This is a genomic window from Mycobacterium aquaticum, from assembly GCF_002086485.1.
Classification (GTDB): Bacteria; Actinomycetota; Actinomycetes; order Mycobacteriales; family Mycobacteriaceae; genus Mycobacterium; species Mycobacterium aquaticum.
Genome location: NZ_MVHF01000004.1, coordinates 104,032 through 127,489 on the forward strand (window position 1 = coordinate 104,032; position 23,458 = coordinate 127,489).

Genomic DNA, 23,458 nt, shown 5'->3' on the forward strand with positions numbered 1-23,458 from the left:
TGTGTTCTCGGAACTCGACATTGTTCCCGCGATGAGTCTCCCGACGTCCGCGGGACTCGTGAATGCTCGTCTGGTAACTGGTCCGTGTCTCTCACGTGGAGGAGCAACTTCAATGGCAACGGTTGTCAAGGGCGCTACGGGTGCGTCGGCGCAGAGGTCAAGTGATCCAGCCGTCGTCGACGCCGTTTCCGACGTCATCGCCGAGATCAGGGCGAAAGGCGACAGCGCAGTCCGGCGGTACTCCGAGAAATTCGACCGGTGGGCCCCCGCGTCCTTTCGACTGAGCGACGACGAGGTCCGCGGCATCGTGGCCTCGGTACCCGAGACGGTGCTGGACGATCTGCGCTTCGCGCAGAACCAGATTCGCACCTTCGCCGAAGCACAGCGGGAATCGATGCGCGACGTCGAGATCGAGACTCTCCCCGGGGTCTTCCTCGGTCACCGCAATGTGCCCATCGAGGCCGCGGGCGCTTACGTGCCGGGTGGCCGCTACCCGTTGACGGCGTCGGCTCACATGACCGTGCTGACCGCCAAGGTCGCCGGAGTGGAGCGCGTCGCGGCGACCACTCCACCCAGCGACGGCGGTGCACCGCCCATCAGCGTGGCTGCGATGCACCTTGCAGGCGCAGACGAGATCTACGTCCTGGGAGGGGTGCAAGCCATCGCCGCATTGGCGTTGGGCACGGAAACCATCGATCCGGTGTCGATTCTCACGGGCCCCGGCAACGCATACGTCGCCGAGGCCAAACGCCAACTGTTCGGCGAGGTCGGCATCGACCTGTTCGCCGGGCCCACCGAGACCCTCATCGTCGCCGACCAACACGCTGACCCCTTCACCATCGCCGTCGACCTGCTGAGCCAAGCCGAACACGGGCCCGACTCGCCGTGTGTGCTCATCACCACCTCCGATGGCGTGGCACGCGATGTCCTCAACCACATCGAAGCGCTGCTGCCCGGTCTGCAGACCAACGCGGTCGCCGGACCGGCGTGGCGGGATCACGGCGAAGTGCATCTCGTAGACACCGTCGAGGAGGCCTACGAGCTCGCCGACCGGTTCGCTTCGGAGCACGTCCAGATCCTCACCGCGGATCCACGGCAGGCGCTTGGACACATGCGCAACTACGGTGCGCTGTTCCTGGGCGAGGGAACGTGTGTTCCATACGGCGACAAGGTGATCGGGACCAATCACGTGCTGCCCACACTGGGCGCGGCGCGCTACACAGGCGGCCTGTGGGTCGGCAAGTTCTTGAAGACGCTGACCTATCAAGAGGTGCGTGACACCGCTTCGAGTGCACGCATCGGCGAGATCTGCGGACGACTGTCACGGCTGGAGCGGTTCGAGGGGCACGCACGTTCGGGGGATCTGCGCGCCGCGCGCTTCGGCGGGGTACCGATGAACTGGGCGGAGCTGCCCGCCGAGTCGGGGGCGTCATGACTCGCGTCGAGCACGACCTGCTGGGCGACCGGGAATTACCCGATCACGCCTACTACGGCATCCACACGCTGCGCGCACTGGAAAACTTCCCCATCACCGGCGTCGCGCTGTCCAGCCACGCGGATCTGGTGACGGCGTTGGTCGCGATCAAGGAAGCTGCGGCACTGGCGAATTCGGAACTGGGTCTGGTAGGAGAACGCGAAGCCGACGCGATCGTGCGGGCGTGCCGCGAGATCCGCGGTGGGGCGTTGCGCGAGCATTTCGTGGTGGACGTCGTCCAGGGTGGCGCCGGCACGTCAACCAACATGAACGCCAACGAGGTCATCGCCAACCGAGCCCTCGAGCTGCTGGGCCACGAGCGCGGCCACTACGAGAATCTGCACCCCCTGGAACACGTCAACCGCAGCCAGAGCACGAATGACGTGTATCCCACTGCCATCAAGGCCGGTCTGCACCAAGGTCTTTCGCGACTTGCGGACGCCATGTCGGCACTGGCCGGCGCCTTTTCGGACAAGTCGATCGAGTTCGCCGACATCCTGAAGGTCGGACGCACACAGCTTCAGGACGCTGTGCCGATGACGCTGGGGCAGGAGGTGGCGACATACGCGGTCATGCTGCTGGAGGACGTTGAGCGGCTGAAGGAAGCGGCGGCGCTGATCACCGAGATCAACCTCGGAGGGACCGCGATCGGCACCGGTGTCAACACCCACCCCCGCTACGCGGGCCGGGTGCGCGATCACCTCGCCGCGATCACGGGCATCGAGGTCTGCACGGCATCGGATCTCATCGAAGCCACCCAAGATGTCGGTGCGTTCGTTCAGGTTTCGGGTGTGCTCAAACGCGCTGCGGTAAAGCTGTCGAAGATCTGCAACGACCTGCGGCTACTGTCCTCGGGCCCCAGGGCCGGATTTGGCGAACTGAATCTCCCTGCGGTGCAGGCTGGTTCGTCGATCATGCCGGGCAAGGTCAACCCCGTCATACCCGAGGTGGTCAACCAGATCGCTTTCCGGGTCATCGGCAACGACCTCGTCGTGACGATGGCCGCCGAAGGGGGCCAACTCCAGCTCAACGCCTTCGAGCCGATCATCGCGCACAGCCTGTTCGAGACCGTCGAACTGCTCACGCGCGGCTGCACGGTGCTCCGCGAGCGCTGTGTAGTGGGTATCACGGCCAACCTCGATCGCCTGGCTGAGTCGGTGACGAACTCCATCGGCATCGCCACGGCGCTCAACCCGCACATCGGATACGCGGCAGCCAGCCGACTGGCGGCCGACGCGCTCGCGCAGGGACGAACGGTCAGAGATCTGGCGCTGGAACGGGGGCTTGTATCGGCAGAGCATCTGGCGGCGATCCTGAGTCCGCACAGCCTCGTCCGGGCAGCCACGCCGGCGTCTTCACCCGGGATGGCGGGAGGTCACGCATGACCACGTCGACTCCACACAGCGTCGACCGCCCCACGCGCGGCCACTACGACGTCGTCATCGTCGGAAGCGGCATGGGTGGGGGCACGCTGGCCTACGCGCTCAAGGACTCCGGTCTGGCTGTCCTGCTCGTCGAACGCGGTGACTTCCTGCCGCAGGAGCCCGAGAATTGGGATCCGCAAGCAGTTTTCGTCGACGGCCGATACAAGAATGCCGAGCAGTGGTACGACGCGAGCGATGGCGCCCCCTTCCGCCCCGGCACCTACTACTACGTAGGGGGCAACACCAAGTTCTACGGTGCTTCGCTTGTCCGGTTCCGCCGCGAGGACTTCCAGCAAACAGACCTTGCCGAGGGGCAGTCGCCGGCCTGGCCCGTCAACTATGACGACCTCGCGCCCCACTATGCCGTCGCGGAGAGCCTCTATCGCGTCCACGGCGACCTCGACGATCCCACGCTGGCCCGGACCGAGCCCTTCCCGTTCCCCGCCCTCGAACATGAGGACGCCGTCGCGCGAATGGCCACAGGTCTGCGCGACCTTGGGTTGACGCCCTCGCATGTGTCCCTCGGGGTCGACCTGCGCCAGGGCGGCGGGTGCATCAAATGCGCCACGTGCGACGGATTCCCGTGTCGCGTCCTGGCCAAAGCAGACGCCGACGTATGCGGAGTCCGGCCCGCCGTCGCCTCGGGAGCGGTGGAACTGCTGACCAACGCCTACGTCGCGCGCATCACGACCGATGCGGCAGGCCTGCGCGCCACGGGCATCGAATACCGGATGGGGGAGCAGTCCCACACCGTGTCCGCCAACACCGTCGTGGTGTCGTGCGGTGCGGTGAACTCCGCGGCCCTGCTGCTGCGCTCAGCCAATGACCGGCACCCCACTGGGCTGGCCAACTCATCGGATCAGGTGGGCCGGAACTACATGGTGCACAACAACTCGATCGTGGTCGCCATCAACCCACTGCGCCGCAACAAGGCGACGTTCCAGAAGACGATGTACGTCAACGATTACTACCTCAAGGGCACCGAGGACCACCCGTACCCGCTGGGGCACGTCCAGCTCATCGGAAAGCTGCAGGGTGCCATGATCAGGGGCCAGCGGCCCCACCTGCCGATGTGGGCGCTCAACGCCGCCACCAGGCGCAGCATCGACTGGTGGCTGTTCAGTGAAGACCTGCCTGATCCCGAGAACCGCGTGACATTGCGCGCCGACGGCGCGATCCAGGTCGCCTGGACACCGAACAACGTCTCCACTCACCGGGTGCTGGTGCGCGAAATGCGCAGGCTGGTACGCAAACTCGGCTACCCGATCGTGGTCAGCGAGTCGCCGGGCATCGACGTGAATTCTCATCAGGCCGGCACGGCGCGTGCGGGCCTGGATCCCACCAACTCGGTGCTCGACCCCGACTGCCGCGCGCACGACATCGACAACCTGTTCGTCGTCGACTCCGCGTTCTTTCCCTCCCTGCCGGTGATGAACCCCGCGTTGACGATCGCGGCCAACGCCCTGCGCGTCGCGCCGGTGATCGCCGAGACCGCACGACGTAGCGCATCCGCAGATGCGCGCCCCGCCCCGCTAGCCGCACGTACGAAGGAAGTGTCATGACAACGCAGAAGCTCACCGGCGGCCAGATGGTCGTCGACGTCCTCATCCGCAACGGTGTCGAGAAGGTTTTCGCCATCCCCGGCCACGGCAACACCGCCCTCCTGGACGCGTTCGTCGACCGCGCCGACGAGATCGAGGTCATCCCTGCCATTCACGAGCAGGGCGCGGCGCACATGGCCGACGGGTATTACCGGTCCTCGGGCAAGGTCGCCGCGGTGTGCACCTCTATCGGGCCCGGTGCGACCAACACGCTGACGGGACTGGCGACCGCATTCGTCGACTCGCAGCCGATGCTGCTGCTGACCGGCGCGGTGCACACGTATATGGAGAACCACGGTGTGCTGCAGGAGCTGGATCGCCCACATGGCAACAACTTCCCGCGCATGGCCGAACCGGTCGTCAAGCGCTGGTGGCAGCCCAACCGGGTCGAATCGATCCCCACCGCGCTGGAGCAGGCGTTCAACACCATGCTGGAAGGTCGCCGCGGGCCGGTGCTCGTCGACATTCCCCAAGATCTGCAGGCCGAGTACGGCGAGTACACCCCCTCGACCGGGACGCGCCGCGCGCGCCACAGCGCTACCGGCGATCCGCAGGCGGTTCAGGCCGCCGCCGAGCTTCTGGCCGGTGCCAAGAGGCCCGTCATCCTCGCCGGCGGTGGGGTCATCGCCGCGGAGGCGAGTGCCGAACTGCTGGCGGTCGCGGAGCACCTCGGTGCGCCGGTGACCCACTCTTTCCAGGGCAAGGGCGCGTTCCCCGCCGATCACGACCTCTACGCGTGGCCGTGTGGTGACATGGGTTCCATCCCCGGTAACGGCGTCACCCGCACCGCCGACGTGATCCTGGCCGTGGGGTGCCGCTTCAGCGACCGCATCACCTCGTCGTACCGGCCCGGTGTCACGTTCAGCATCCCCGACACGAAGCTGGTGCAGATCGACATCGACGGTTTCGAGATCGGCCGTAACTACCCGGTCGACGTCGGCGTGGTCGGTGACGCCAAGTCCACGCTGACCGCACTGCGGGAGGCGCTCGCCGCGATCGAATCTGCGCGGGATTACCGCACCACGGAGTACTTCGCCGAACTCCAGGATCTCAAGGCACAGTGGGACGAGCACCTGCGGCCGATGCGCACGACCGACTATCTGCCGATGACGAACTCGCGTGCGATGGTCGAGATCCGCAAGGCGCTGCCGCGTGAGGGCGTTCTTGTGACCGACTCGAGCAACCCGGCGAACCAGGCGTTCAACGAGTTCCCCATATACGAACCGCGCACCAACATCGTCGCCGGAGGGTTTTCCGGGATCGGGTTCGGAGTACCCGCCGCCATCGGCGCGCAGATCGGCACCCCCGACAGTCCGGTGCTGGCCTTGGTCGGTGACGGTGCCTTCCTGCAGACGGGCACCGAGCTTGCCGCCGCGGTGATGCAGAACGTGCCGTTGACCATCGTCGTGCTCAACAACGGCGGCTGGGAGGCGATCAAGGACCTGCAGATCAACCTGTTCGGCGCAGAACGCGAGATCGTCTCGGGCTGGACCACTCCGGACGGGAAGCCATACTTCGCCAACATCGCAGAGTTCGCCCGCTCGCTCGGGGCGACCGCCGAACGCGTGGAGGATCCAGCCGAGCTCGAAGCCGCGGTGCGCCGCGCCATCGCGACGCCGGCGCCGGTGGTCGTCGAGGTGATCAGCGCCCGCGAACTGCCGTGGACGGAGATGCACCCGACGGGCTGGTGGGACATCACGGTTCCCGCGTACCACGGCGAGGTCCGCGACGACTACGTCGCCAAGCGCGGGTTCTGACGGCATCACGGGAAGCAGCCGCACCGAAGGAGATTCATGATGACCACGCCGCGCATCACCTGGGGCCTGATCGGCGCCAGCGACATCGCCGAGACGCGCATGATCCCCGCCATGCGCCGACTCGGTCACAACGTGGCCGGCCTCGCCAGCGGAGACGCCGATCACGCGGCACGGTTCGCGGCTCGCAACGAAATACCCAACGGCACAGGTGAGTTCGGCATCGAAGAGTTACTCGACGATCGGGGGATCGACGCGGTCTACATCTCCAGCACGAACGCACGGCACCTTGAGCAGGCGTCGGCGGCCGCAGCCGCGGGTAAGCATGTGCTGTGCGAGAAGCCGGTGGCGGTCGATTTGCAGAGCGCACGGCGGATGACCGCTGCGTGTGCAGCCCACGGCGTCGTGTTGGGGGTGAACCACCACCTCCCGGCTGCCGGCACGCACCGCGCCGTGCGGGAGCTCGTGCGCGACGGTGCGATCGGTCGCGTGCTGGCGGTCAACGTGCAGCACACGTCTCTGTTGCCGGAACGGCTGCGCGGGTGGCGACTCGGAGATGAAGACGGCGCCGGGGTGGTTATGGATCTGACCTGTCACGACGCTTCGGTCGTCAACCCACTTCTGGGGACGCGGGCCCTACGCGCGAGCGCGATCGTGGTACGCCAACACGATTGGGGACCGGGGCGTGCGGAAGACGCCGCCGTGTCGGCGTTGGAATACGAGGGCGGTGTCCTCGTACGCTTGCACGACGCGTTCACGACGCCGAATGCGCCGACTCGGCTCGAGGTGTACGGGGACGCCGGCAGCATCGTGGCCGACGGCGTGATGACGCCGGAACCTGAAGGCACGATCATGCTTCGGGACGCGCGCGGTGAGCGGGAGGTCGACGTCACCGATCGCCGGCATACCTATGACATCACGTTGCACCATTTCGCATCCGCTGCCGCGGGCGAGGGCAGCCCTGTCGTCGACGGCCGGGATGCGGCGGACGCCCTCGCAGTCGCACTGGCCGTTCTCGATTCGGCCCGGTCGGAACGTACCGTTCCCGTCGACTTCTCGCCGATCCGTCTTCTCGAAACCAATTGATCGACAACAGCAATCACAACCCCGCCGCGTAAGACGCCGGATTCGCCACGGCACGAACGGAGTACAACCATGTCCACCCACATCTCGTTTCCCCGAAACACCCGGATCGGCGGCGGCGCCCTCGACGAGATCGCCGAGTTGATAGGAGATCTCGGACTCTCGCGGCCACTGCTGGTCACCGACGCGTACCTGACGTCGACCGGAGCCGCCGACCGCATCCTCGGGTTGCTCAGGCTGGCCGGCCTGCACCCATGCCTGTTCGACGGCACGGTGCCGGACCCGACGACCGCCTCGCTCGATGACGGTGTCGAGGCCGTCCGGGCCCACCGAGCCGACTGCGTCATCGGGTTCGGTGGCGGCAGCCCCATGGATTCCGCCAAGGCCCTGGCCGTGCTGGCCGCCAACGGCGGACCGATGCGCCGGTACAAGGCGCCCACCGACTACCGCGGCGCCGCGCTTCCGGTCATCGCCGTTCCCACCACGGCGGGCAGCGGTTCGGAGGCAACGCAATTCACCGTAATCAGCGACAGTGATACGGACGAGAAGATGCTGTGCCCCGGGCTGTCCTTCCTGCCTGTAGCGGCGATAGTCGACTACGAGCTGACGATGTCGATGCCGCCGCGCCTGACGGCCGACACCGGCGTCGACGCGCTGACGCACGCGGTCGAAGCCTACGTCAGCCGAAAGGCCAACCCGATCAGCGATGCGTTGTCCCTCGCAGCGATCAGGCTGATCTCCAATAACATCCGCCGCGCGTATACGGACGGTTCCGACCGGGGAGCCAGAGAGGCCATGATGATCGCCTCGACGCAGGCTGGAATGTCGTTCTCCAACTCGAGTGTCGCCCTGGTGCACGGCATGAGTCGGCCGATCGGAGCGCATTTCCATGTGGCACACGGACTGTCCAACGCGATGCTCTTCCCGGCCGTTACGGCGTTCTCGATCGCAGGCGCCGAGCAGCGCTACGCTGACTGCGCGCGGGCCAGTGGCTTCACCGACCTCGACGATGCCACTGCCGCGGCACGTTTCGTCGAGGCCCTCATCGAGCTGTGCGACTACCTCGCAGTGCCGACCCCGGCGAGCTACGGTATCGACCAGCAGCGGTGGACTGAACTCACCCCGCTGATGGCGCAACAGGCGCTGGCTTCGGGCTCACCGGGCAACAACCCCGTCGTACCCACCGCCGCTCAGATCGAGACGATCTACGCCCGAATGTATGCGTGAGAGACCCGGGCCCCGGTCGCCAGAGGGTGTGATCATTTTCGGCGAGATCGCACGACTGCGTGAGCCATTTAGTAATACGATTTACATATGACGCCCACGCATGCCCCGCGCCCGTTGCCACTGACGGTGATCACGGCACGCTAGAGTGACCAGCGAAGCAGTGACCGCCGAAGGGGCCAGCAGAACATGGTGACCATGCACGACGTGGCCCGGGCCGCGGGCGTGTCGCAGGCGGCGGTGTCCAACGTCTACAACCATCCCCACAAGGTCTCGACGCGGCGTCGCGAACTCATCCTCAAGGTGGCCGCCGACCTGGGGTACGCGGGACCGAATCCGGCCGGGCGATCGCTGCGCACCGGGCGCGTCGGCGCGCTGGGGCTGCTGCTGACCGAGTCGCTGCACTACGCGTTCGACGACCCGGCAACCTCCGAACTGCTCAAGGGCATCTCCGAGGTCGGTGAAATGGCCGAGGTGGCGCTGACGCTGTTGCCGCTGGTCGGAGGCGAGCGCCTGGCCGCCGGGTCGGGTGTTCTGGTAACCGGCTCAGTCGACGGATTCCTGGCCTACGCCATCCCCGAAGGCCACCCCAGCTTCGAGATCGCCGTGGGCCGCGGGCTGCCCGTCGTCGTGATCGACGGGCCCAACCCGGGCAACCTGCCCAGTGTGGGGATCAACGACGCAGCCGGCGCGCTCGCAATCGCCGAACATGTGCTCGGACTGGGGCACACCCGCGTCGCGGTGATCGTCGACCGGCTGGCCCCCGACGGCAAGCGCGGCCGGGTGAGCGCGGCGCGCATCCGCACGGCGCGCGACTATGTCATGCGCGAACGCCTCGGCGGCTACGCCGAAGCGTTCCGCAACCACGGCCTGCCTTGGTCGTCGGCCTACGTGATGGAGGCCGGGGGGTTTGACTACCAGGCCTCGCGCACCGCGGCTCGCTATCTGCTCGATAACGCCGAGGTCACCGCGGTGCTGGCCGCATCCGACGTGCTGGCCATGGCGCTGATGGACGAACTCGAGGAGCGCGGTCTTTCCGTGCCCGGGGACATGTCGGTCGTGGGGTTCGACGACGTCCCGGCGGCCGAGCGCCGCGGGTTGACCACCGTCCGCCAACCGCTCATCGACAAGGGCCGTGAGGCCGCTCAACTGCTGATCGACCTGATCGCCGGCCGCAGCGGCCGTTCCATCACGCTGTCGACCGAGTTGATCGTGCGCAACACCTGCGTCGCCGCGCGCTGATCTCCACGGAATTGATTTCGCACTTCCCCTAGCGCTACTGCATGCGCACTGCTATGTTCATGCTCACCATTAGGTAATACGTATCAACTAAATCTGTGACGGATGCCCGAAGAACATCACAACCGAGAAGGCAACTCATGACACGCGTTCTGTACCTCTACGGCGGCTGGCCGGGACACAATCCCTACGGAGTGTCGGACTGGGCCAAGGGCCTGTTCGCTGAACTGGGTTTCGCCGTAGAGGAGTCCAACGACATCTTCACCCTCGATCGTGACCTGACCGCGTACGACCTGATCGCCTGCAACTGGAACAACGCGATGCTGTCGGAGGGTCTGACCGCATCGCAGGAGTCCCACCTGCTCGGCGCTGTCGAGCAGGGCACCGGCTTCGTCGCCTGGCACGGCGCAGGAGCCGCTTTCCGTACCAGCGTCAAGTACCACTGGCTGATCGGCGCCGACGTCCTGGACCATCCGGCGGGGGAGGGTGTCAAGCACCCCTACCAATTGCGGATCGTCGACAAGGAACACGAGATCACCAGCGGCGTAACCAATTTCGATGTCGCGTCTGAGCAGTACTACATGAACGTCGACCCGCGCGTGCACGTTCTGGCCGACACCGTCTTCGACGGTGAGCACATCGCTTGGATCGACGGGCAACGCATGCCCCAGATCTGGACGAACCGCTGGGGTCTCGGGCGCGTCTACTACAACGCCATCGGCCACTACATCGAAGACCTCGAGCACCCCGCCGTCACCCGGCTGATGAAGCAGGGCTTCGCGTGGGCCGCCCGAAGCAACGAAATCCGTTGAACCACTCAGAGACAGAGGATTAGAGGAACACCATGCCCGTACTCACCGGTGGCCAGATCATCGCCAGGACGCTGAAGAACTACGGAATCGAATACTGCGCAGGCATTCCCGGCCACGGCATATGGTCGGTGACCGACGCCTTCCTCGACGAGGACTCGAAGATCCCGTTCATCCAGGTCTTCCACGAGCAGAGCGCCCTGCACCTGGCCGACGGCTACTACCGCGTCTCCGGCAAGCCGATGCTGGCCCTGACCTCGATCGGCGCCGGCGCCGCCAACACCGTGCTCGGCCTGGCGACCGCCCTGCAGGACTCGGTCAACATGCTGCTGATCACCGGGGGTCCGCCGACCCACATGCGCGGCCACGGCCTGTTGCAAGTGCTGGACCGCTTCCGCGACAACGATTTCCCGCGCATCGCCGAAGCCCTCACCAAACGCAGCTGGGTCGCCAATACTGTCGAGGAATTGCCCTTCGCGCTGCACCGACTGTTCAACACCATGCTCACCGGCCGGCCCGGCCCCGTGCACCTCGAAGTGCCGATGGATGTACAGGCCGCCAGTGCGGACGTCGAACTGCACGACCTCGAGGCGCGCATCCCCACCGGGGTGACCTACCCGGACCCGGTCGCCATTGCCAAGGCCGTCGAGGTCATGAAGACCGCCGAACGCCCGGTCATGGTGCTCGGCGGTGGCGCCATCGCGTCGAACGCCTCACCGGAACTGACGAAGCTCGCCGAGAAGTGGAACGCCGCCGTGGTGACTACCTGGAACGGCAAGGGAGCCTTTCCAGAAGACCACCCGCTGTCGATGGGCGCCATCGGCCACACCGGTACCAGTGCCGGAAATGCGACGTCGTCGAAGGCTGACGTCATTCTCTCCGTCGGCTGCCGCTTCACCGACTGGACTTCGTCGAGCTTCGCCAAGGGCGTCACGTACTCCATTCCGGACACCAAGCTCGTGCACGTTGACATCGATCCCCAGGAGATCGGCCGCAACTACCCGGTCGACGTTGGTATCGTCGCCGACGCCAGAGTGACCGCGGCCGCGCTCCTGGATGCGCTCACCGAGGCGCCCGAACGCGCCGAGTACACCGCCGAACTGGAGTCGCTCAAGGCCGAATGGGAAGCCACGCTTGCCACCCGCCGCGACAGCGACCGCTTCCCGTTCACGTCGCAGCGTCCCGTCGGGATCCTGCGGGACGTCGTCCCGCGCGACGGCATCATCGTGTCCGGCTCGGGCAACACCCAAGGCGCGGTCCGCCAGACCTTCCCGGTGTACCAACCCCGCACGCACCTGACGTCGGGCGGGTTTTCGCCGATGGGCTGGGCCGTGCCGGCGGCGATCGGCGCCAAATTGGCCAAGCCCGAGGTGCCTGTCGTGTGCATCCTCGGCGACGGCGACTTCCTGATGAACTCTCAGGAGATCGCCCTGAGCGTCATCCAGCAACTGCCGGTCATCTTCCTTGTGCAGAACAACGCAGGCTACATGTCCATCCGCGGCGGCATGCGCAAGCAGACCTCGCGGTTTATCGGCTGCGAGTTCACGGGCCCCGACGGCAACCCCTACTCGCCGGACTTCGCCGCCCTCGGAGAGGCCTACGGACTGTCCTCGATTCGGATCGGCTCCTCGTCGGAACTGGAAGCGGCACTGCGCAAGGCCATCGACGCAAACGAGCCCACGCTCATCGAGATCCCGACCGACCGCGACGCCGCAGGCCCGTGGACGCCGGGTTGGTGGGATTGGCCGGTCCCGACCTACGTCACCGACGAGCGGGCTGAGCAGTACGCCGTCACCAAGAAGTCCGAACAGCACTACTAGCAACAGATTCGAGAGAAAACGAACATGGGAAGCTTCGACGGCAAGGTCGCATTCGTGACCGGTGCGGCGCGCGGTCAGGGCCGCAGCCACGCAATCGAATTCGCTCGGCGCGGAACGCGCATCATCGCCATCGACATCGACCAGCAGGTGCCGTCGGCTCCCTATCCGACCGCCACCGCCGAGGATCTCGCCGAGACAGTGCGTCTCGTCGAGAGCCTCGGCGGCGAAATCCTGGCTGCGACTGTGGATGTTCGTGACCTCGCTGGACTGTCCAAGGTGGTCACCAATGGTGTGGAACGCTTCGGCCGGCTGGACTTCATCCTGGCGAACGCGGGCATCGTGTCCTACGGGCTGCTCTCCTCCATGGACGAGGACCAGTTCCAGGAGATGATGGACATCAACCTCACCGGTGTATGGAAGACGGTCCGCGCCGGCGTGCAGCACATGGTCGACGCCGGAAACGGCGGATGCATCGTGCTGACCAGTTCCACCGCGGGCCTGCGGACCATGGGCAACATCGGCCACTACGCCGCATCCAAGCACGGCGTGGTGGCCCTGGCCAAGGCGTTCGCCAACGAGCTTGGCCCGCACCACATCCGGGTGAACTCAGTACACCCGAGCAACACCCGCACGGTGATGGGCGTCGACAACGACGGGGTCCTGAACATGTTCCGCCCGGACCTGGAGAATCCGACGCTCGAGGACTGCGTCGACGCGTTCGCATCCATCCACGTCATGCCCGACGTGCCGTGGATCCACCCCATCGACATCACCAACACCGTGCTGTTCATCTGTTCCGACGAAGCCAAGTACATGACCGGCGCCCAGATTCCCGTCGACGTCGGCATGCTCGCCAAGAACCCGTGAAAGAAGCCGACATGAACGATGTTTCACGCGCCGCGCACACGGTGCTCTTCCCGATCTCGCACACCTTCGACACCGACGGCTGGTTCGGCGACTTCCTGACCCGGGGTGGACGCAGCGTGCTGATGGCGTCCAGCGCCGAGGAGTACGCGGCCCGGCGCATCAGCGACGAGCGGCGCGCCCGCGAAACCGCCGAGCACATACGGGATTTCGGCGCCCGCGCCAATGCCCGCGCCGGACGGCCGGTCGTACTCGCCGTCGATGCCGAGCCGGCAGGCGTGCAGCGGCTCGAGCACCTGTTGCCGCGCATTCCCGGCCGCGCCGACTTCCCCTCGCGCACCGACGAACAACTACACGCTGCCTTCGGCGCGTACGGAGCTGCCGCCAGGGAACTCGGCGTATCGATGTTCGTCGGCCCGGTGCTCGATGTGATCACTGGTTCGAACGCCTGGCTGACCGACCGCACCATGGCGACCGAACTGGCCGAGGCCGGCCGGATCGGGGCGGCGTACACCACGGCGGTGCAGGCCCACGGTGTGACCGCCATGGCCAAGCACTTCCCCGGCCACCCCGATCTACCGGCCAACGCCATCTATGCCGACGTCGTCCTCGACCTCGCCGCGGATGAGGTCGACCGCAACATCGAGCCGTTCCGCCGGCTCATTGCCGAGGGCGTCGGGTCGGTGATGGTCGGTCCCACCGTCGTCACCGGCATCGACCCCGTCGAGCCGGCCGCCACCTCGAAGGTCCTCATCGACCTGCTCAGGGCCCAGGGCTTCTCGGGAATCGTGGTCAGCGACGACCTCGACGCGGCGTCGACGATGCGTGGCCGCAGCCTCGGCGAGGTGGCGGTGGCCAGTGTTGCCGCAGGAGTGCAAATGCTGCTCATACCCGGTGCCCGACAGCATGTTTCGGAGTGCGTCGACGCGCTGGTCCACGCTGTGGGCGCTGGTGAGCTCGCCCTCGAAGTGCTGCAGTCCGCCGCCGCGGCGGTCGACTCCCTCGCCGATCGGTCCGTCACCTTGGCCGCTCAACCGACGCGCACGTAGTCGGACGCCGTCCCCGTCAACCACCCCGGAAGAGCACTCAATGATCAACAACGTCGAAGAGGAAATCGTCGAAACCCGGTCGCTGCACCACCTCCGTGGCCGGATGGGCACGATGCGACTGGCCCTCACCGTGCTCGCGATGTCGGCGCCGATCGGCAATGTCGTCGGTGTGCTGCCCCTGGGAATCACCGGCGGCAACGGCGTCGGTGCACCCGTCATCTATATGATCCTCGGCGCAATTTTCCTATTGTTCGCAGTCGGATTCACGACCATGACCCGCAACCTGCCGCGGGCCGGCGCCTTTTACACGTACATCACTGCCGGTCTCACCCGGCCGGTCGGTCTGGGAGCGGGCCTTCTGGCAGCCTTCGGTTACCTCATCCTCCTGATCGGCAACTACGCCTTCTTCGGCGTGTCGGTTCAACACCTCTTCACCCAGTTCGGAGCGAGTGGCACCCCGTGGTGGCTGTGGGCGGCGCTCTGCTGCCTCGTGGTGACGGTGCTGGGACACTTCAATGTCGAGATCTCCGGGCGCGCACTGGCTTTCCTGATGGTGATCGAAGTCGTCCTGGTCATGTTCTTCAACATCCCTGTGCTGGCCACCGGTGGTCCGCAGTGCTATCAGTTCCAGTCGTTCCTGCCCAGTGAGGTCTTCTCCGGCAACGTCGGTGTCGCCGTGCTCTTCGCGATCGCGTGCTTCATGGGCTTCGAGTCCTCGGCCATTTACCGCGAAGAGGTGCACAATCCCGCCCGGACCATTCCGCGGGCCACCTACATCGCGATCATCTCGATCGGATCGTTCTACGTGATCACATCGTGGGCCCTGGTCACGTTCTGGGGCGTGAACAACGTGTCGACCGTCGGTCAACAGGACCCGTCGGTGCTTTTCACGGGCGGATTCCGGCATTACCTGGGCAACACGTTCACCGATGTGATGACCTGCCTCGTGGTGACCAGTGTGTTCGCCGCCGCACTCGCATGCCACAACGCGCTGGCCCGCTACTCGTTCTCCCTTGGGCGCGACGGCATCCTGCCGGCGTTCCTGGGCAAGCCGCACCCGGCGCACGGATCCCCTTCCGCCGCATCGGCATTGGCCACGGTGGGCGCGTTCGTGATCACGGTCCCGTTCATCGTCGCGGGACTGGGACCGGTCACCCTGTACTCCTCGATGTTCGCCGTCGGCACGTTCATCCTCATTGTCCTCATGCTGCTCACCAGCCTGGCGGTGATCCGCTACTTCCGCCTCATCCAGCACCGCGAACGTCGCTGGAACGTCCTGGTGGCACCCGTCCTGGGCGTCCTCGGACTGGGCTATCTGGCGGTGTTGAGCTCCTCATACTTCGCGATGTCCATCGGCGGATCGACCGCGCTCGCGTGGTTGTTCCAGGGCGTCGTAGCCGCCATCCTCGTCATCGGCATCCTGCTGGGGCGGCGCTGGCGCACCTCGCGACCCGCCGTCTACAACCGGATCGGGGGCACCGGGCAGGATTCCTCGCCCGTTCTCGACGGCCGCACCGACGGAGACTGATATGAGCGCGCTCAGACGACTGGCACCGACGCTGGAACTGGTGCCGTCCCCGGCGGCCGGGACCGCATCGGAATCGGCCGGGCTCGGCAACGGGAGCCGGCTGAGGTCGACATTCACCGTCGCCGACGCCCTCCTACTGGAGACGCTGCGGGCCGGCGAGGCCCGCGTGCTAACCGGGGACGACGGGCTCGACCGTCCGGTCCGGTGGGTGCACTCGTCCGAGATCTCCGACATCGCACGGTTCCTGCGGGGTGGCGAGATGCTGCTGACCGCCGGGCTGGGGATCGGATCGACGGACGGACAGCAACGTGCCTTCGTTCGCGGCATCGCCGCCGCCGGGGCGGCAGCGTTGGTCATCGAGGAGTCCGGCCGGGCCTTCCACCGTGTTCCCCGCACCGTCGTCGACGAGGGCGTCCGCTGCGGACTACCGGTCATCGCGCTTACCCACGAGGTGCCCTTCGCCGCTGTGTCAGCCGAGGTGCACGACGTCCTGACCGAACAACAGCTGCAGACCATCAAGCGCGAACGCGAGATCGAGACATTGTTCTCGACACAACTGCTCGACGGCGGCGACCACGTCGGCGTCGTCGCAACGCTCGCAGGTCTCGTCGGCGGCACGGTCGTGCTCGAGGACGTCAACCACCGCGTCGCTGTGTGTGAAGCGGCCGGTGGAGTATTCGACGCGTCCTCCTGGGAGCGGCACGCGCGTGTCCTGCACGGTTCGCACACCGAATGCGTGCGCCGTCCGGTGCTGGCACGCGGGCAGATCTGGGGCAACCTGCACGTGCTCAACGGACGATCCGCCGACGTGAACTTCTCCGTCGACGTCGTCACCGAACGGGCCGCGACCGCGATCGCCATCGCGCTGCTGACCGACCGTAGCCGCGAGGCCATCGACGACCAGCGCAGCACAGCGCTGCTGACGCACCTCATGCTGGGCGAGCTGACCGGTCCGGAGTTCGTCGAACAAGCCGCACACCTGGGCTACCAGCTCGGCGCCGCCGACCTGTTCGTCGCGATCGGCAACAAGGCAGGCGATGCGATCGCGTCCGACCCGAAACGGACGCGAATCCCGGTGGGGCCCAACGCGATCAGTGCCGACATGGGTGATTACGTCATCACGGTCGCCCCGCGTGCCGGGCGCACCCGCTTCGAGACCGCCGCCCGCGCCGACGACCGGTTTCTCGGCGGCGGCTGCAGCCGCAACCTACCTGCGGACAGGATCGGTCTCGCGGTGCGCCAAGCCAAGAGTGCCGCGGCAGTCGCCCGCACGACGCGTCGTTGGCTCAACTTCGACGAACTCGGCGTGGAGCGCATCCTGGTGGGATTGGCCGACGGCCCCGAGCTGGCCGCCTTTGTGGAGGACGAACTCGGGCCCCTGCTGAACGCCGACGCCGCGTCACACACCCCGCTGCTGCCCACCCTACGGGCGTTCCTCGAGCACGACGGCCGCAAGACCGACGCCGCCGACGCCCTCTACATCCAGCGTCGCACGCTCTACAACCGGCTCGAACGCATGTCGGGCATCCTCGGCAGATCCCTCGACGATGCGGATACCCGTCAGCGGCTGACCCTCGCCCTCAAGGCGCTGGATCTGATGCAGGGCTAGCGCCGGCGCCGAGCGTATGGAGCCCAATGACGGTCCCGCAGTGTGCAGTTCGGCACTACAAACGGTGCCATCGGCCAACGCACCTGTCGCACAACCAAATCGGAGGAAGGGCAGAATGAGCATCATCAACGACCTCACGGCCGAACGGCCCGTCGAGGCCGACGCTCACGCCGTTCTCCTGCCGACGGTCCACACTCCACGGGTCGACGGCTGGCTGGAATCCTTCCTGGCCCGCGGCGGGCGCGGTGTATTCCTGGCCTGCAGCGCCGAGGAGTATGCAGCGCGTCGGATCGGTCCCGGCAGGCGTCGATCCGAGACATCCGCCGACGTCGAGGCCTTCACCGCCGCCGTGCGCGAGTCGGCCGGCGCAGAGGTCGTCGTCGCCGTCGACGCCGAAAGTGGTGGCGTGCAACGGCTAGAACACCTCTGCCCGCCACTGCCCACCGCCGCTGCGGCCTCGACGATGAGCGACGACGAGCTCGACGCGGCGTTCACCGCCCATGCGGCCGCGGCGACCCGACTCGGCGTGACGATGTTCCTGGGACCAGTCGTGGACACGCTCAGTGGTGCCAACACCTGGCTGGACGGCCGTGTGATGGTCGACGACCACGCCCGCACGGCATCCGTTGGCCTGCGTTACGTGGCTGCCGCCCAACGGGCCGGGGTAATCGCCACCGTCAAGCACTTCCCGGGCCACCCGCGACTCATCGGTGACCCGGTCCACGAGCGGGTCGCGTTGACGATCGACCAGGACGAGGTGCTGCACCACCTGCGGCCCTTCCGCACTCTGGTCGACGGTGGTGCCGCGGCGGTGATGCTCGGGCCAGTTACGGTGACCGCCATCGACCCCGAGTCTCCGGCCGCTACCTCCCGGGTCGTCGTCGACTTGCTGCGCGACGAGCTCGGCTTCTCCGGACTGGTCGTCAGCGACGACCTCAGTGCCGAAAGCACCATGCTCGGTCGCGGTATCGCCGGCGTCGCGGTGGCGGCCGTTGCTGCCGGAGTGCAGCTGATGCTGGTCCCCGGCGGGAGCGCGGTCGCCGACGTTGCCGACGGGATCGCGGAAGGGGTCCGCTCCGGTCGGCTGCCCCGGTCGCAGCTGGCGCGCGCCGCCGACGCGGTCCGCAGAACCACCACTCTGTTCGCCCACGGCGCCGCGCTTCCCGGGTAACGACGCGGCGTCCTGGAGCGCGCAGGCGGATTTCGCATCGGCACGCTGCTATACAACGTGGGAAATACGCACGCCAAAAGGGTTCACGCGGTGGTACTTCCGGCGAATATCCAACGCAGATAGCGTAATTCGGAATAGAGCCGGGCGGGTGGCGGTGCCCATCCCGCACCGGCGCCTCCACGGCGCGTGTCCCTACGAAAGAAGCCAGCGTGAAAGCCGTCGTCTTCACTTCCCCGTCGCAAGTCGATCTCACCCAGCGGCCTGAACCTCGGCCGGGCGGGCCGAGCGAGTCCCTGATCGCTGTCATCGCCTGCGGACTGTGCGGTTCGGATGCGCGCACCATGACCGATCCGCCTCGGATGCCGTGCAGGCCCGACACCGTGCTCGGCCACGAAATCGTCGGACGCATCGTCGAACCCAGCGACAGCGGCCGGTTCACCGCAGGCGATGTCGTCGTGGTGGTCCCCAATTACCCCTGCCGCACCTGCCAGTCCTGCCGGCGAGGCCTTATCAACCTCTGTGACCGTTTCGACCACATCGGTGCGATCAGCGATGGCGGACTGACCGAAAGGCTTTGGGTGCCTGATGAATTCGTGCATCCAGTGCCCAATGGTCTGGATCCGCACGTTGCCGTTCTCGCGGAACCACTTGCCTGCGTGCTCAACGGTACGACGCGGGCCCGCTGGTCGCCCGGCGAGCCTGCCGTCGTTCTGGGGGGCGGGCCGATCGGGCTTCTGTTCACCGTGATGGCCAAGTTGGCAGGCGTGCACCCGCTCGTCGTGACGGAACCGAACCCCGCGCGTGCCGGCCTGGCTCATGAACTCGGTGCTGATCACGTGATCGATCCCCGCGACGGCGACGCTCCACTTCAGATGGTTGCCGCAGTGGGGGAGCGCGGCGCCACCACCGTCGTCGACGCCGTCGGCACGTTGCTGCCGACGGCACTGGAGGTTGTCGCGAAGGGCGGTGAGATCCTTGTTTTCGGTGTCGATCACGCCGGCGAAGTCACGATCGCGCCGTCGACGATCGTCGACAAGGAGATCTCGATCCACGGTGTCTACATCGCCAAGGGGACGTTCCCGTTGGCTCTGAACCTGCTCGCACGCCATCAGGACCTGTTCGCCAAGATCGTCACCGACGTCTACGCGCTCGACGATTGGGCGGAGGCCAAGGCGGCACTGTGCGGCCAGAAGGCGGCTGGCAAGATTCTCGTCCTCGCCGGCGCCGGTCGGTCACACTGAACCGCTGCGCTGCCGAACATCGGTTGGCGGTGCGCTCGACGGTTGCCGGATCGCTCGCGACATCGTCAGGCAGACGCCCAAGGCGATGAGGGGGATCCCCATGGCGGCACTGAGCGGGACGATGCGAGTAGCCCATCCGATCACTGACGGCCCCGCCAGCATGGCGACGTAGGCCATACCGACCACGCGGGACAGATCCGTCGGTGTGGACCCGGGCAGGCTTCCCGTGGCGGAGAAGACGAGCGGGACGCAGCCTGCCAGGCCGAGCCCGTACACCGCCCACCCGACGTACGTGAGGGACAGATAGGGAGAGACGAGCACCACGGTTATCCCGGCGATCGCCAGGATAGTGCCCGCCCGTAACAGCCGGAGGGCACCGAGGGCGTCGGTGAGCCGGTCGGCGGTGAACCGGCCGATCGTCATACAGATGACGAATACGGCGAAGGTGGCGGCCGATGCCGTGCCGTCGGCGCCGAGGTGCTGCCGGGCGTGTAGTCCGCTCCAATCGGTGGCGGCACCCTCGCACACGAAGTAGAGGAACGCCAGAGTCCCCAGAGTCAGAACCCGCCGCAGCTTGCCCAATGCGCGGGTGGGAACGGCATCGTGGGCGGGCTGACGCGACTCGCTACGGCCTGGTACGGCATGTGCGCCGCGTAGCAGCCAGGGCGAAGCCGCCAAAATCAGCGCCGCACACGCCAGGGTCGCGACCAGGGCCGACGTGATCGGGTCCGCTCCAAGAGCGATCAGGGCGGTCCCGGAGGCTGCGCCTGCGACGTTGCCGATGGAGAACGCACCGTGGAATGAGGACATGACTGCGCGGCCGTACACGCGTTCGACGTACACAGCGTGCGCGTTCATGGCGATGTCGAGCAGGCCGCCGGTCACGCCGAAGATGAACAGACCGGTGCCGAGAACGAGGGGGTTGGTGGCGGTCAAAGGCACGGACAGGGCAGCTGACGCAGTGAGTCCGCCTACGACCCCGAGCCGTGGTGCGCCGATCCGGCCGATCAACGGTCCGGCGACTTGCATGCCGGCCAGCGCGCCGGCACCAAGCAGTAGGAGCATCGTGCCCAGCATCGCCGCGGAGACCCCGGTTCGGTCTTGGATGGCGGGGATGTGCACGGCCCAGCTGGACACCGCGAGGCCGTAGGTGACGAATAGCACCGATACCGCGATCCGGATACGGGCTAGCGCGGTTCGCGGTTCCAGTCGGCCGGTCATGGTGCTCCCTCATTCTCGGCCGAGTCGTTCACGGCCTTTCTGAACGGTGTGTGAGCCAACACCGTCAAGCAGACGCGCGCCGCAATTGCGGCGCGAGGTTATGTCCTTGCGAACGGCTCGGGCAGAACGTCGCGAAGAATCGCGGCGTTCTGCCCGAGTGCGGTTGTGCAGCAGGCGATTACCGACCGCGTCGTTCTCGCAACATGTCGGCGATCGCGATCGCGTCCCCCTGGGGAGCGTCTGACTTGCGTTCGGGCTTGGCGATGAGGAGGTAGGCCAGCCCCGTGACGACGACGATGAGCAATCCGATCAACGCGATCCACCGATCGAAGAAGTCTGGCTGCGTATTGTCAGGCCGGGCGAGGATCACCATCGCGAAGATCCCATAGGCGAGGGCCAGGACGTTGACCGGCAGACCGAACCTGCCGAGATTCCAGGATCCTGCGGGTCGCCAGCCCTTCATCCGGGCTCGAAGAGCCGCGAAGACGACCATCATGAAGGCGACGTAGATGGCGAGCGTCTGAAAGCCGGCCAGCCGGAATAGCGAATCGGGCGAGAAGTACACGAAGACCACGACGAGAGCGGGCAGCACGTTGGTGATCAGCAACGCGCTGACCGGCGTGTGGTGCCTGCCCGCGGTCTTCGAGATGATGTGGCTGCCTGGGAACATGCCGTCACGGGCCATCGAGAACACGAAGCGGCTCACGGCGGTCTGTTGTCCCATGACGCCAGCGATGAACGAGATCACGGCAATCAGTAGGAAGATCTTCGATCCAACGGTGCCGAGGGTCGCCTGCAGCATGGTCGGAATCGGGTTGGTCTCCTGGCCGGAGAGCACATCGTCCAGATTGGGTGTGGCCAATGCGAATCCCGCGAACGCGACCATCGCGGCGCCGCCGCCGACGGTGACGGTCAGAATCATCGCGCGGGGGATGGCACGAGCGGGGTTGGGCGTCTCCTCGGCAAGTTCGCCGCAGGACTCGATGGCGCCGAAGAGGTACAGGCCCACCAGTGAGGCGCCCAGCATGGCGTAGAGCAGGCCGTGTTCGGAAGCCTTGCCGAGTGTGGAGAAAAAGATGTCGAACGAGTTCTTGCGTTCGAAGATGAGCAAGTAGGTGCCGACGCCGACCACACCGGTCAGTTCGGCAACGAGGCCGATCTTCGTGATGAAACCGAGCGCCTTCGTCCCGCGCAGGTTCAGGATCAGACACAACACCAGCACGCCCAGCGTGATGACGAGCCGCTGTAGCGGCGAGGCGGTGACCGACGGCTGTTCGGGTGTGCCGAGGAACAGGCTGGCGATGAAGTTGGAGCTGAACAGGGCCGTGGTCGTGATCCCCATGGTGATACTGCCGACATAGACCCACGACATTTGCCATGCGTACTTGCCGCTCCAGAGTCGGCGGGCCCACTGGTAGATGCCGCCGGCGATGGGATACTGCGACACGATCTCGCCGAACACCAGGGCAATGAGCAGCATGCCGACGCCGACGATCGGAATCCACCAGATTGCGGCACCGCCGGCTGCGGCGATGCCCATCGCGAAGATGGAGACGACGCCCACCATGGGGGAGAGATAGAGGAATCCGAGCGCGAAGTTCGAGAACCAACTCAGGCTGCGTTCGAGTTGTGGCTTGTACCCAACCGCGATGAGGTGCGCTTCGTCGCTGTTGTGGGCGGCACTCGCGGCGCTGGGGGCGTCGTGTCGTCGGTGTTCTGCACTGGGTGCGGATTCGTCGATAGTGGACATGGCCATCTCTCGTTCGGGTGGTCGTGGTGCACGTCGTCGGCCGTCGATACCGGGCAGGCGTCCGACATTCGGTGGAAGCCGTTGGGCTCGCGGTCAACCTGGTGTGACCTCAGTCTCTCTGCGGACACAACCCTGTGGAAAGACACGTCGTGGGTGTTAAATATCGGCCGAACGTACACGTTTTGGGCATTTCGCGCCCAAGCGGTGCAGTTGACTGCACAACGTGATGACACGGTGTCTTATCTCTTCGATTCTGCGGCTGATCACGAGAGTGCGTGCATGTGCACTGGGCATTCCCAGCCGGCCCACGAATCATGGAGGTCATGATGCGAACCTGGTTGCTGTGTGCCCCATTGCTGTTGGTCGGTGCGGCACTCGTGACGGCGCCGATCGCGTCAGCAGGCGCCGATGACGTCATCAGCGATCTGGAGGCGCAGGGCTACACCGTGCAGATCAACTGGACCAACGGATTCGACACCAAGCCCCTGTCGGAGTGCTGGGTCACCGGCGTCAACAACCCCAGCAATCAGAAGCCCGGGCCGGGGACGTTCGTCACGGTGTACGTCGACGTCGCGTGCCCCAATCACGATTACTAGA

18 protein-coding genes are annotated in these 23,458 nt (G+C 66.3%); 16 read left to right on the top strand and 2 right to left on the bottom strand.

From position 1 onward, the window contains the following. Window positions 1–112: 112 nt before the first annotated feature. The 15 genes from hisD (at window position 113) to BST13_RS06035 (ending at window position 19,890) form a co-directional block, all read left to right on the top strand. On the top strand, window positions 113–1,435 hold the full coding sequence (gene hisD / locus BST13_RS05965; RefSeq protein WP_083161644.1) for a histidinol dehydrogenase: 1,323 nt from the start codon (window positions 113–115) through the stop codon (window positions 1,433–1,435). Then, a complete protein-coding gene (locus tag BST13_RS05970) occupies window positions 1,432–2,859 on the top strand; it encodes an aspartate ammonia-lyase (protein ID WP_083161646.1) in 1,428 nt (475 codons plus the stop codon). The genes hisD and BST13_RS05970 overlap by 4 nt, the downstream gene beginning before the upstream one ends. After that, a complete protein-coding gene (locus BST13_RS05975; protein ID WP_083161648.1) occupies window positions 2,856–4,460 on the top strand; it encodes a GMC oxidoreductase in 1,605 nt (534 codons plus the stop codon). Before BST13_RS05970 ends, BST13_RS05975 begins: the two co-directional genes overlap by 4 nt. After that, the gene (locus BST13_RS05980) at window positions 4,457–6,256 is read left to right on the top strand and encodes a thiamine pyrophosphate-binding protein (RefSeq protein ID WP_083161650.1); all 1,800 of its coding nucleotides are present in this window, start codon (window positions 4,457–4,459) and stop codon (window positions 6,254–6,256) included. The genes BST13_RS05975 and BST13_RS05980 overlap by 4 nt, the downstream gene beginning before the upstream one ends. A gap of 39 nt (window positions 6,257–6,295) precedes the next feature. Then, window positions 6,296–7,339, top strand: a complete 1,044-nt coding sequence (locus BST13_RS05985; protein ID WP_158087112.1) for a Gfo/Idh/MocA family protein — start codon at window positions 6,296–6,298, stop codon at window positions 7,337–7,339. A 69-nt stretch (window positions 7,340–7,408) separates the two neighbouring features. Further along, a complete protein-coding gene (locus BST13_RS05990; RefSeq protein ID WP_083161654.1) occupies window positions 7,409–8,563 on the top strand; it encodes an iron-containing alcohol dehydrogenase in 1,155 nt (384 codons plus the stop codon). Window positions 8,564–8,749: 186 nt separating this feature from the next. Further along, window positions 8,750–9,802, top strand: a complete 1,053-nt coding sequence (locus BST13_RS05995) for a LacI family DNA-binding transcriptional regulator (RefSeq protein ID WP_083161656.1) — start codon at window positions 8,750–8,752, stop codon at window positions 9,800–9,802. A 137-nt stretch (window positions 9,803–9,939) separates the two neighbouring features. Continuing rightward, window positions 9,940–10,611, top strand: a complete 672-nt coding sequence (locus BST13_RS06000) for a ThuA domain-containing protein (protein ID WP_083161658.1) — start codon at window positions 9,940–9,942, stop codon at window positions 10,609–10,611. Window positions 10,612–10,643: 32 nt separating this feature from the next. Then, window positions 10,644–12,428 carry a thiamine pyrophosphate-binding protein gene (locus BST13_RS06005; protein WP_083161660.1) on the top strand — a complete coding sequence of 595 codons (1,785 nt, stop codon included), beginning with the start codon at window positions 10,644–10,646 and terminating at the stop codon, window positions 12,426–12,428. Window positions 12,429–12,452: 24 nt separating this feature from the next. Further along, window positions 12,453–13,295 carry a mycofactocin-coupled SDR family oxidoreductase gene (locus tag BST13_RS06010; protein ID WP_083161662.1) on the top strand — a complete coding sequence of 281 codons (843 nt, stop codon included), beginning with the start codon at window positions 12,453–12,455 and terminating at the stop codon, window positions 13,293–13,295. An 11-nt stretch (window positions 13,296–13,306) separates the two neighbouring features. Continuing rightward, a complete protein-coding gene (locus BST13_RS06015) occupies window positions 13,307–14,341 on the top strand; it encodes a glycoside hydrolase family 3 N-terminal domain-containing protein (RefSeq protein ID WP_142282740.1) in 1,035 nt (344 codons plus the stop codon). Window positions 14,342–14,381: 40 nt separating this feature from the next. Further along, a complete protein-coding gene (locus BST13_RS06020; RefSeq protein ID WP_158087113.1) occupies window positions 14,382–15,869 on the top strand; it encodes an APC family permease in 1,488 nt (495 codons plus the stop codon). Window position 15,870: 1 nt separating this feature from the next. Next, window positions 15,871–17,478: a PucR family transcriptional regulator gene (locus tag BST13_RS06025; protein WP_083161667.1), complete on the top strand. Its 1,608-nt coding sequence runs from the start codon at window positions 15,871–15,873 to the stop codon at window positions 17,476–17,478. Window positions 17,479–17,593: 115 nt separating this feature from the next. Beyond that, on the top strand, window positions 17,594–18,649 hold the full coding sequence (locus BST13_RS06030; RefSeq protein WP_158087114.1) for a glycoside hydrolase family 3 N-terminal domain-containing protein: 1,056 nt from the start codon (window positions 17,594–17,596) through the stop codon (window positions 18,647–18,649). A gap of 209 nt (window positions 18,650–18,858) precedes the next feature. Further along, a complete protein-coding gene (locus BST13_RS06035; RefSeq protein WP_083161671.1) occupies window positions 18,859–19,890 on the top strand; it encodes a zinc-dependent alcohol dehydrogenase in 1,032 nt (343 codons plus the stop codon). Here BST13_RS06035 and BST13_RS06040 read toward each other — a convergent pair. Then, window positions 19,882–21,111 carry an MFS transporter gene (locus tag BST13_RS06040; protein WP_083161673.1) on the bottom strand — a complete coding sequence of 410 codons (1,230 nt, stop codon included), beginning with the start codon at window positions 21,109–21,111 and terminating at the stop codon, window positions 19,882–19,884. The genes BST13_RS06035 and BST13_RS06040 overlap by 9 nt on opposite strands. A gap of 178 nt (window positions 21,112–21,289) precedes the next feature. Continuing rightward, window positions 21,290–22,861 carry an APC family permease gene (locus tag BST13_RS06045; protein ID WP_083161964.1) on the bottom strand — a complete coding sequence of 524 codons (1,572 nt, stop codon included), beginning with the start codon at window positions 22,859–22,861 and terminating at the stop codon, window positions 21,290–21,292. Between the two features lie 326 nt (window positions 22,862–23,187). Here BST13_RS06045 and BST13_RS38185 point away from each other — a divergent pair, with 326 nt between their 5' ends. Next, window positions 23,188–23,457 (top strand): hypothetical protein, encoded by a 270-nt coding sequence (locus BST13_RS38185; protein WP_142282742.1) that lies wholly within the window; start codon window positions 23,188–23,190, stop codon window positions 23,455–23,457. The last annotated feature ends 1 nt before the right edge of the window (window position 23,458 follow it).

What these genes read in the sequence shown, in the direction of transcription:
- hisD (WP_083161644.1), top strand. Translation starts at nt 113, where the DNA reads ATGGCAACGGTTGTCAAGGGCGCTACGGGTGCGTCGGCGCAGAGGTCA.
- BST13_RS05970 (WP_083161646.1), top strand. Translation starts at nt 1,432, where the DNA reads ATGACTCGCGTCGAGCACGACCTGCTGGGCGACCGGGAATTACCCGAT.
- BST13_RS05975 (WP_083161648.1), top strand. Translation starts at nt 2,856, where the DNA reads ATGACCACGTCGACTCCACACAGCGTCGACCGCCCCACGCGCGGCCAC.
- BST13_RS05980 (WP_083161650.1), top strand. Translation starts at nt 4,457, where the DNA reads ATGACAACGCAGAAGCTCACCGGCGGCCAGATGGTCGTCGACGTCCTC.
- BST13_RS05985 (WP_158087112.1), top strand. Translation starts at nt 6,296, where the DNA reads ATGACCACGCCGCGCATCACCTGGGGCCTGATCGGCGCCAGCGACATC.
- BST13_RS05990 (WP_083161654.1), top strand. Translation starts at nt 7,409, where the DNA reads ATGTCCACCCACATCTCGTTTCCCCGAAACACCCGGATCGGCGGCGGC.
- BST13_RS05995 (WP_083161656.1), top strand. Translation starts at nt 8,750, where the DNA reads ATGGTGACCATGCACGACGTGGCCCGGGCCGCGGGCGTGTCGCAGGCG.
- BST13_RS06000 (WP_083161658.1), top strand. Translation starts at nt 9,940, where the DNA reads ATGACACGCGTTCTGTACCTCTACGGCGGCTGGCCGGGACACAATCCC.
- BST13_RS06005 (WP_083161660.1), top strand. Translation starts at nt 10,644, where the DNA reads ATGCCCGTACTCACCGGTGGCCAGATCATCGCCAGGACGCTGAAGAAC.
- BST13_RS06010 (WP_083161662.1), top strand. Translation starts at nt 12,453, where the DNA reads ATGGGAAGCTTCGACGGCAAGGTCGCATTCGTGACCGGTGCGGCGCGC.
- BST13_RS06015 (WP_142282740.1), top strand. Translation starts at nt 13,307, where the DNA reads ATGAACGATGTTTCACGCGCCGCGCACACGGTGCTCTTCCCGATCTCG.
- BST13_RS06020 (WP_158087113.1), top strand. Translation starts at nt 14,382, where the DNA reads ATGATCAACAACGTCGAAGAGGAAATCGTCGAAACCCGGTCGCTGCAC.
- BST13_RS06025 (WP_083161667.1), top strand. Translation starts at nt 15,871, where the DNA reads ATGAGCGCGCTCAGACGACTGGCACCGACGCTGGAACTGGTGCCGTCC.
- BST13_RS06030 (WP_158087114.1), top strand. Translation starts at nt 17,594, where the DNA reads ATGAGCATCATCAACGACCTCACGGCCGAACGGCCCGTCGAGGCCGAC.
- BST13_RS06040 (WP_083161673.1), bottom strand. Translation starts at nt 21,111, where the DNA reads ATGACCGGCCGACTGGAACCGCGAACCGCGCTAGCCCGTATCCGGATC.
- BST13_RS06045 (WP_083161964.1), bottom strand. Translation starts at nt 22,861, where the DNA reads ATGTCCACTATCGACGAATCCGCACCCAGTGCAGAACACCGACGACAC.
- BST13_RS38185 (WP_142282742.1), top strand. Translation starts at nt 23,188, where the DNA reads ATGCGAACCTGGTTGCTGTGTGCCCCATTGCTGTTGGTCGGTGCGGCA.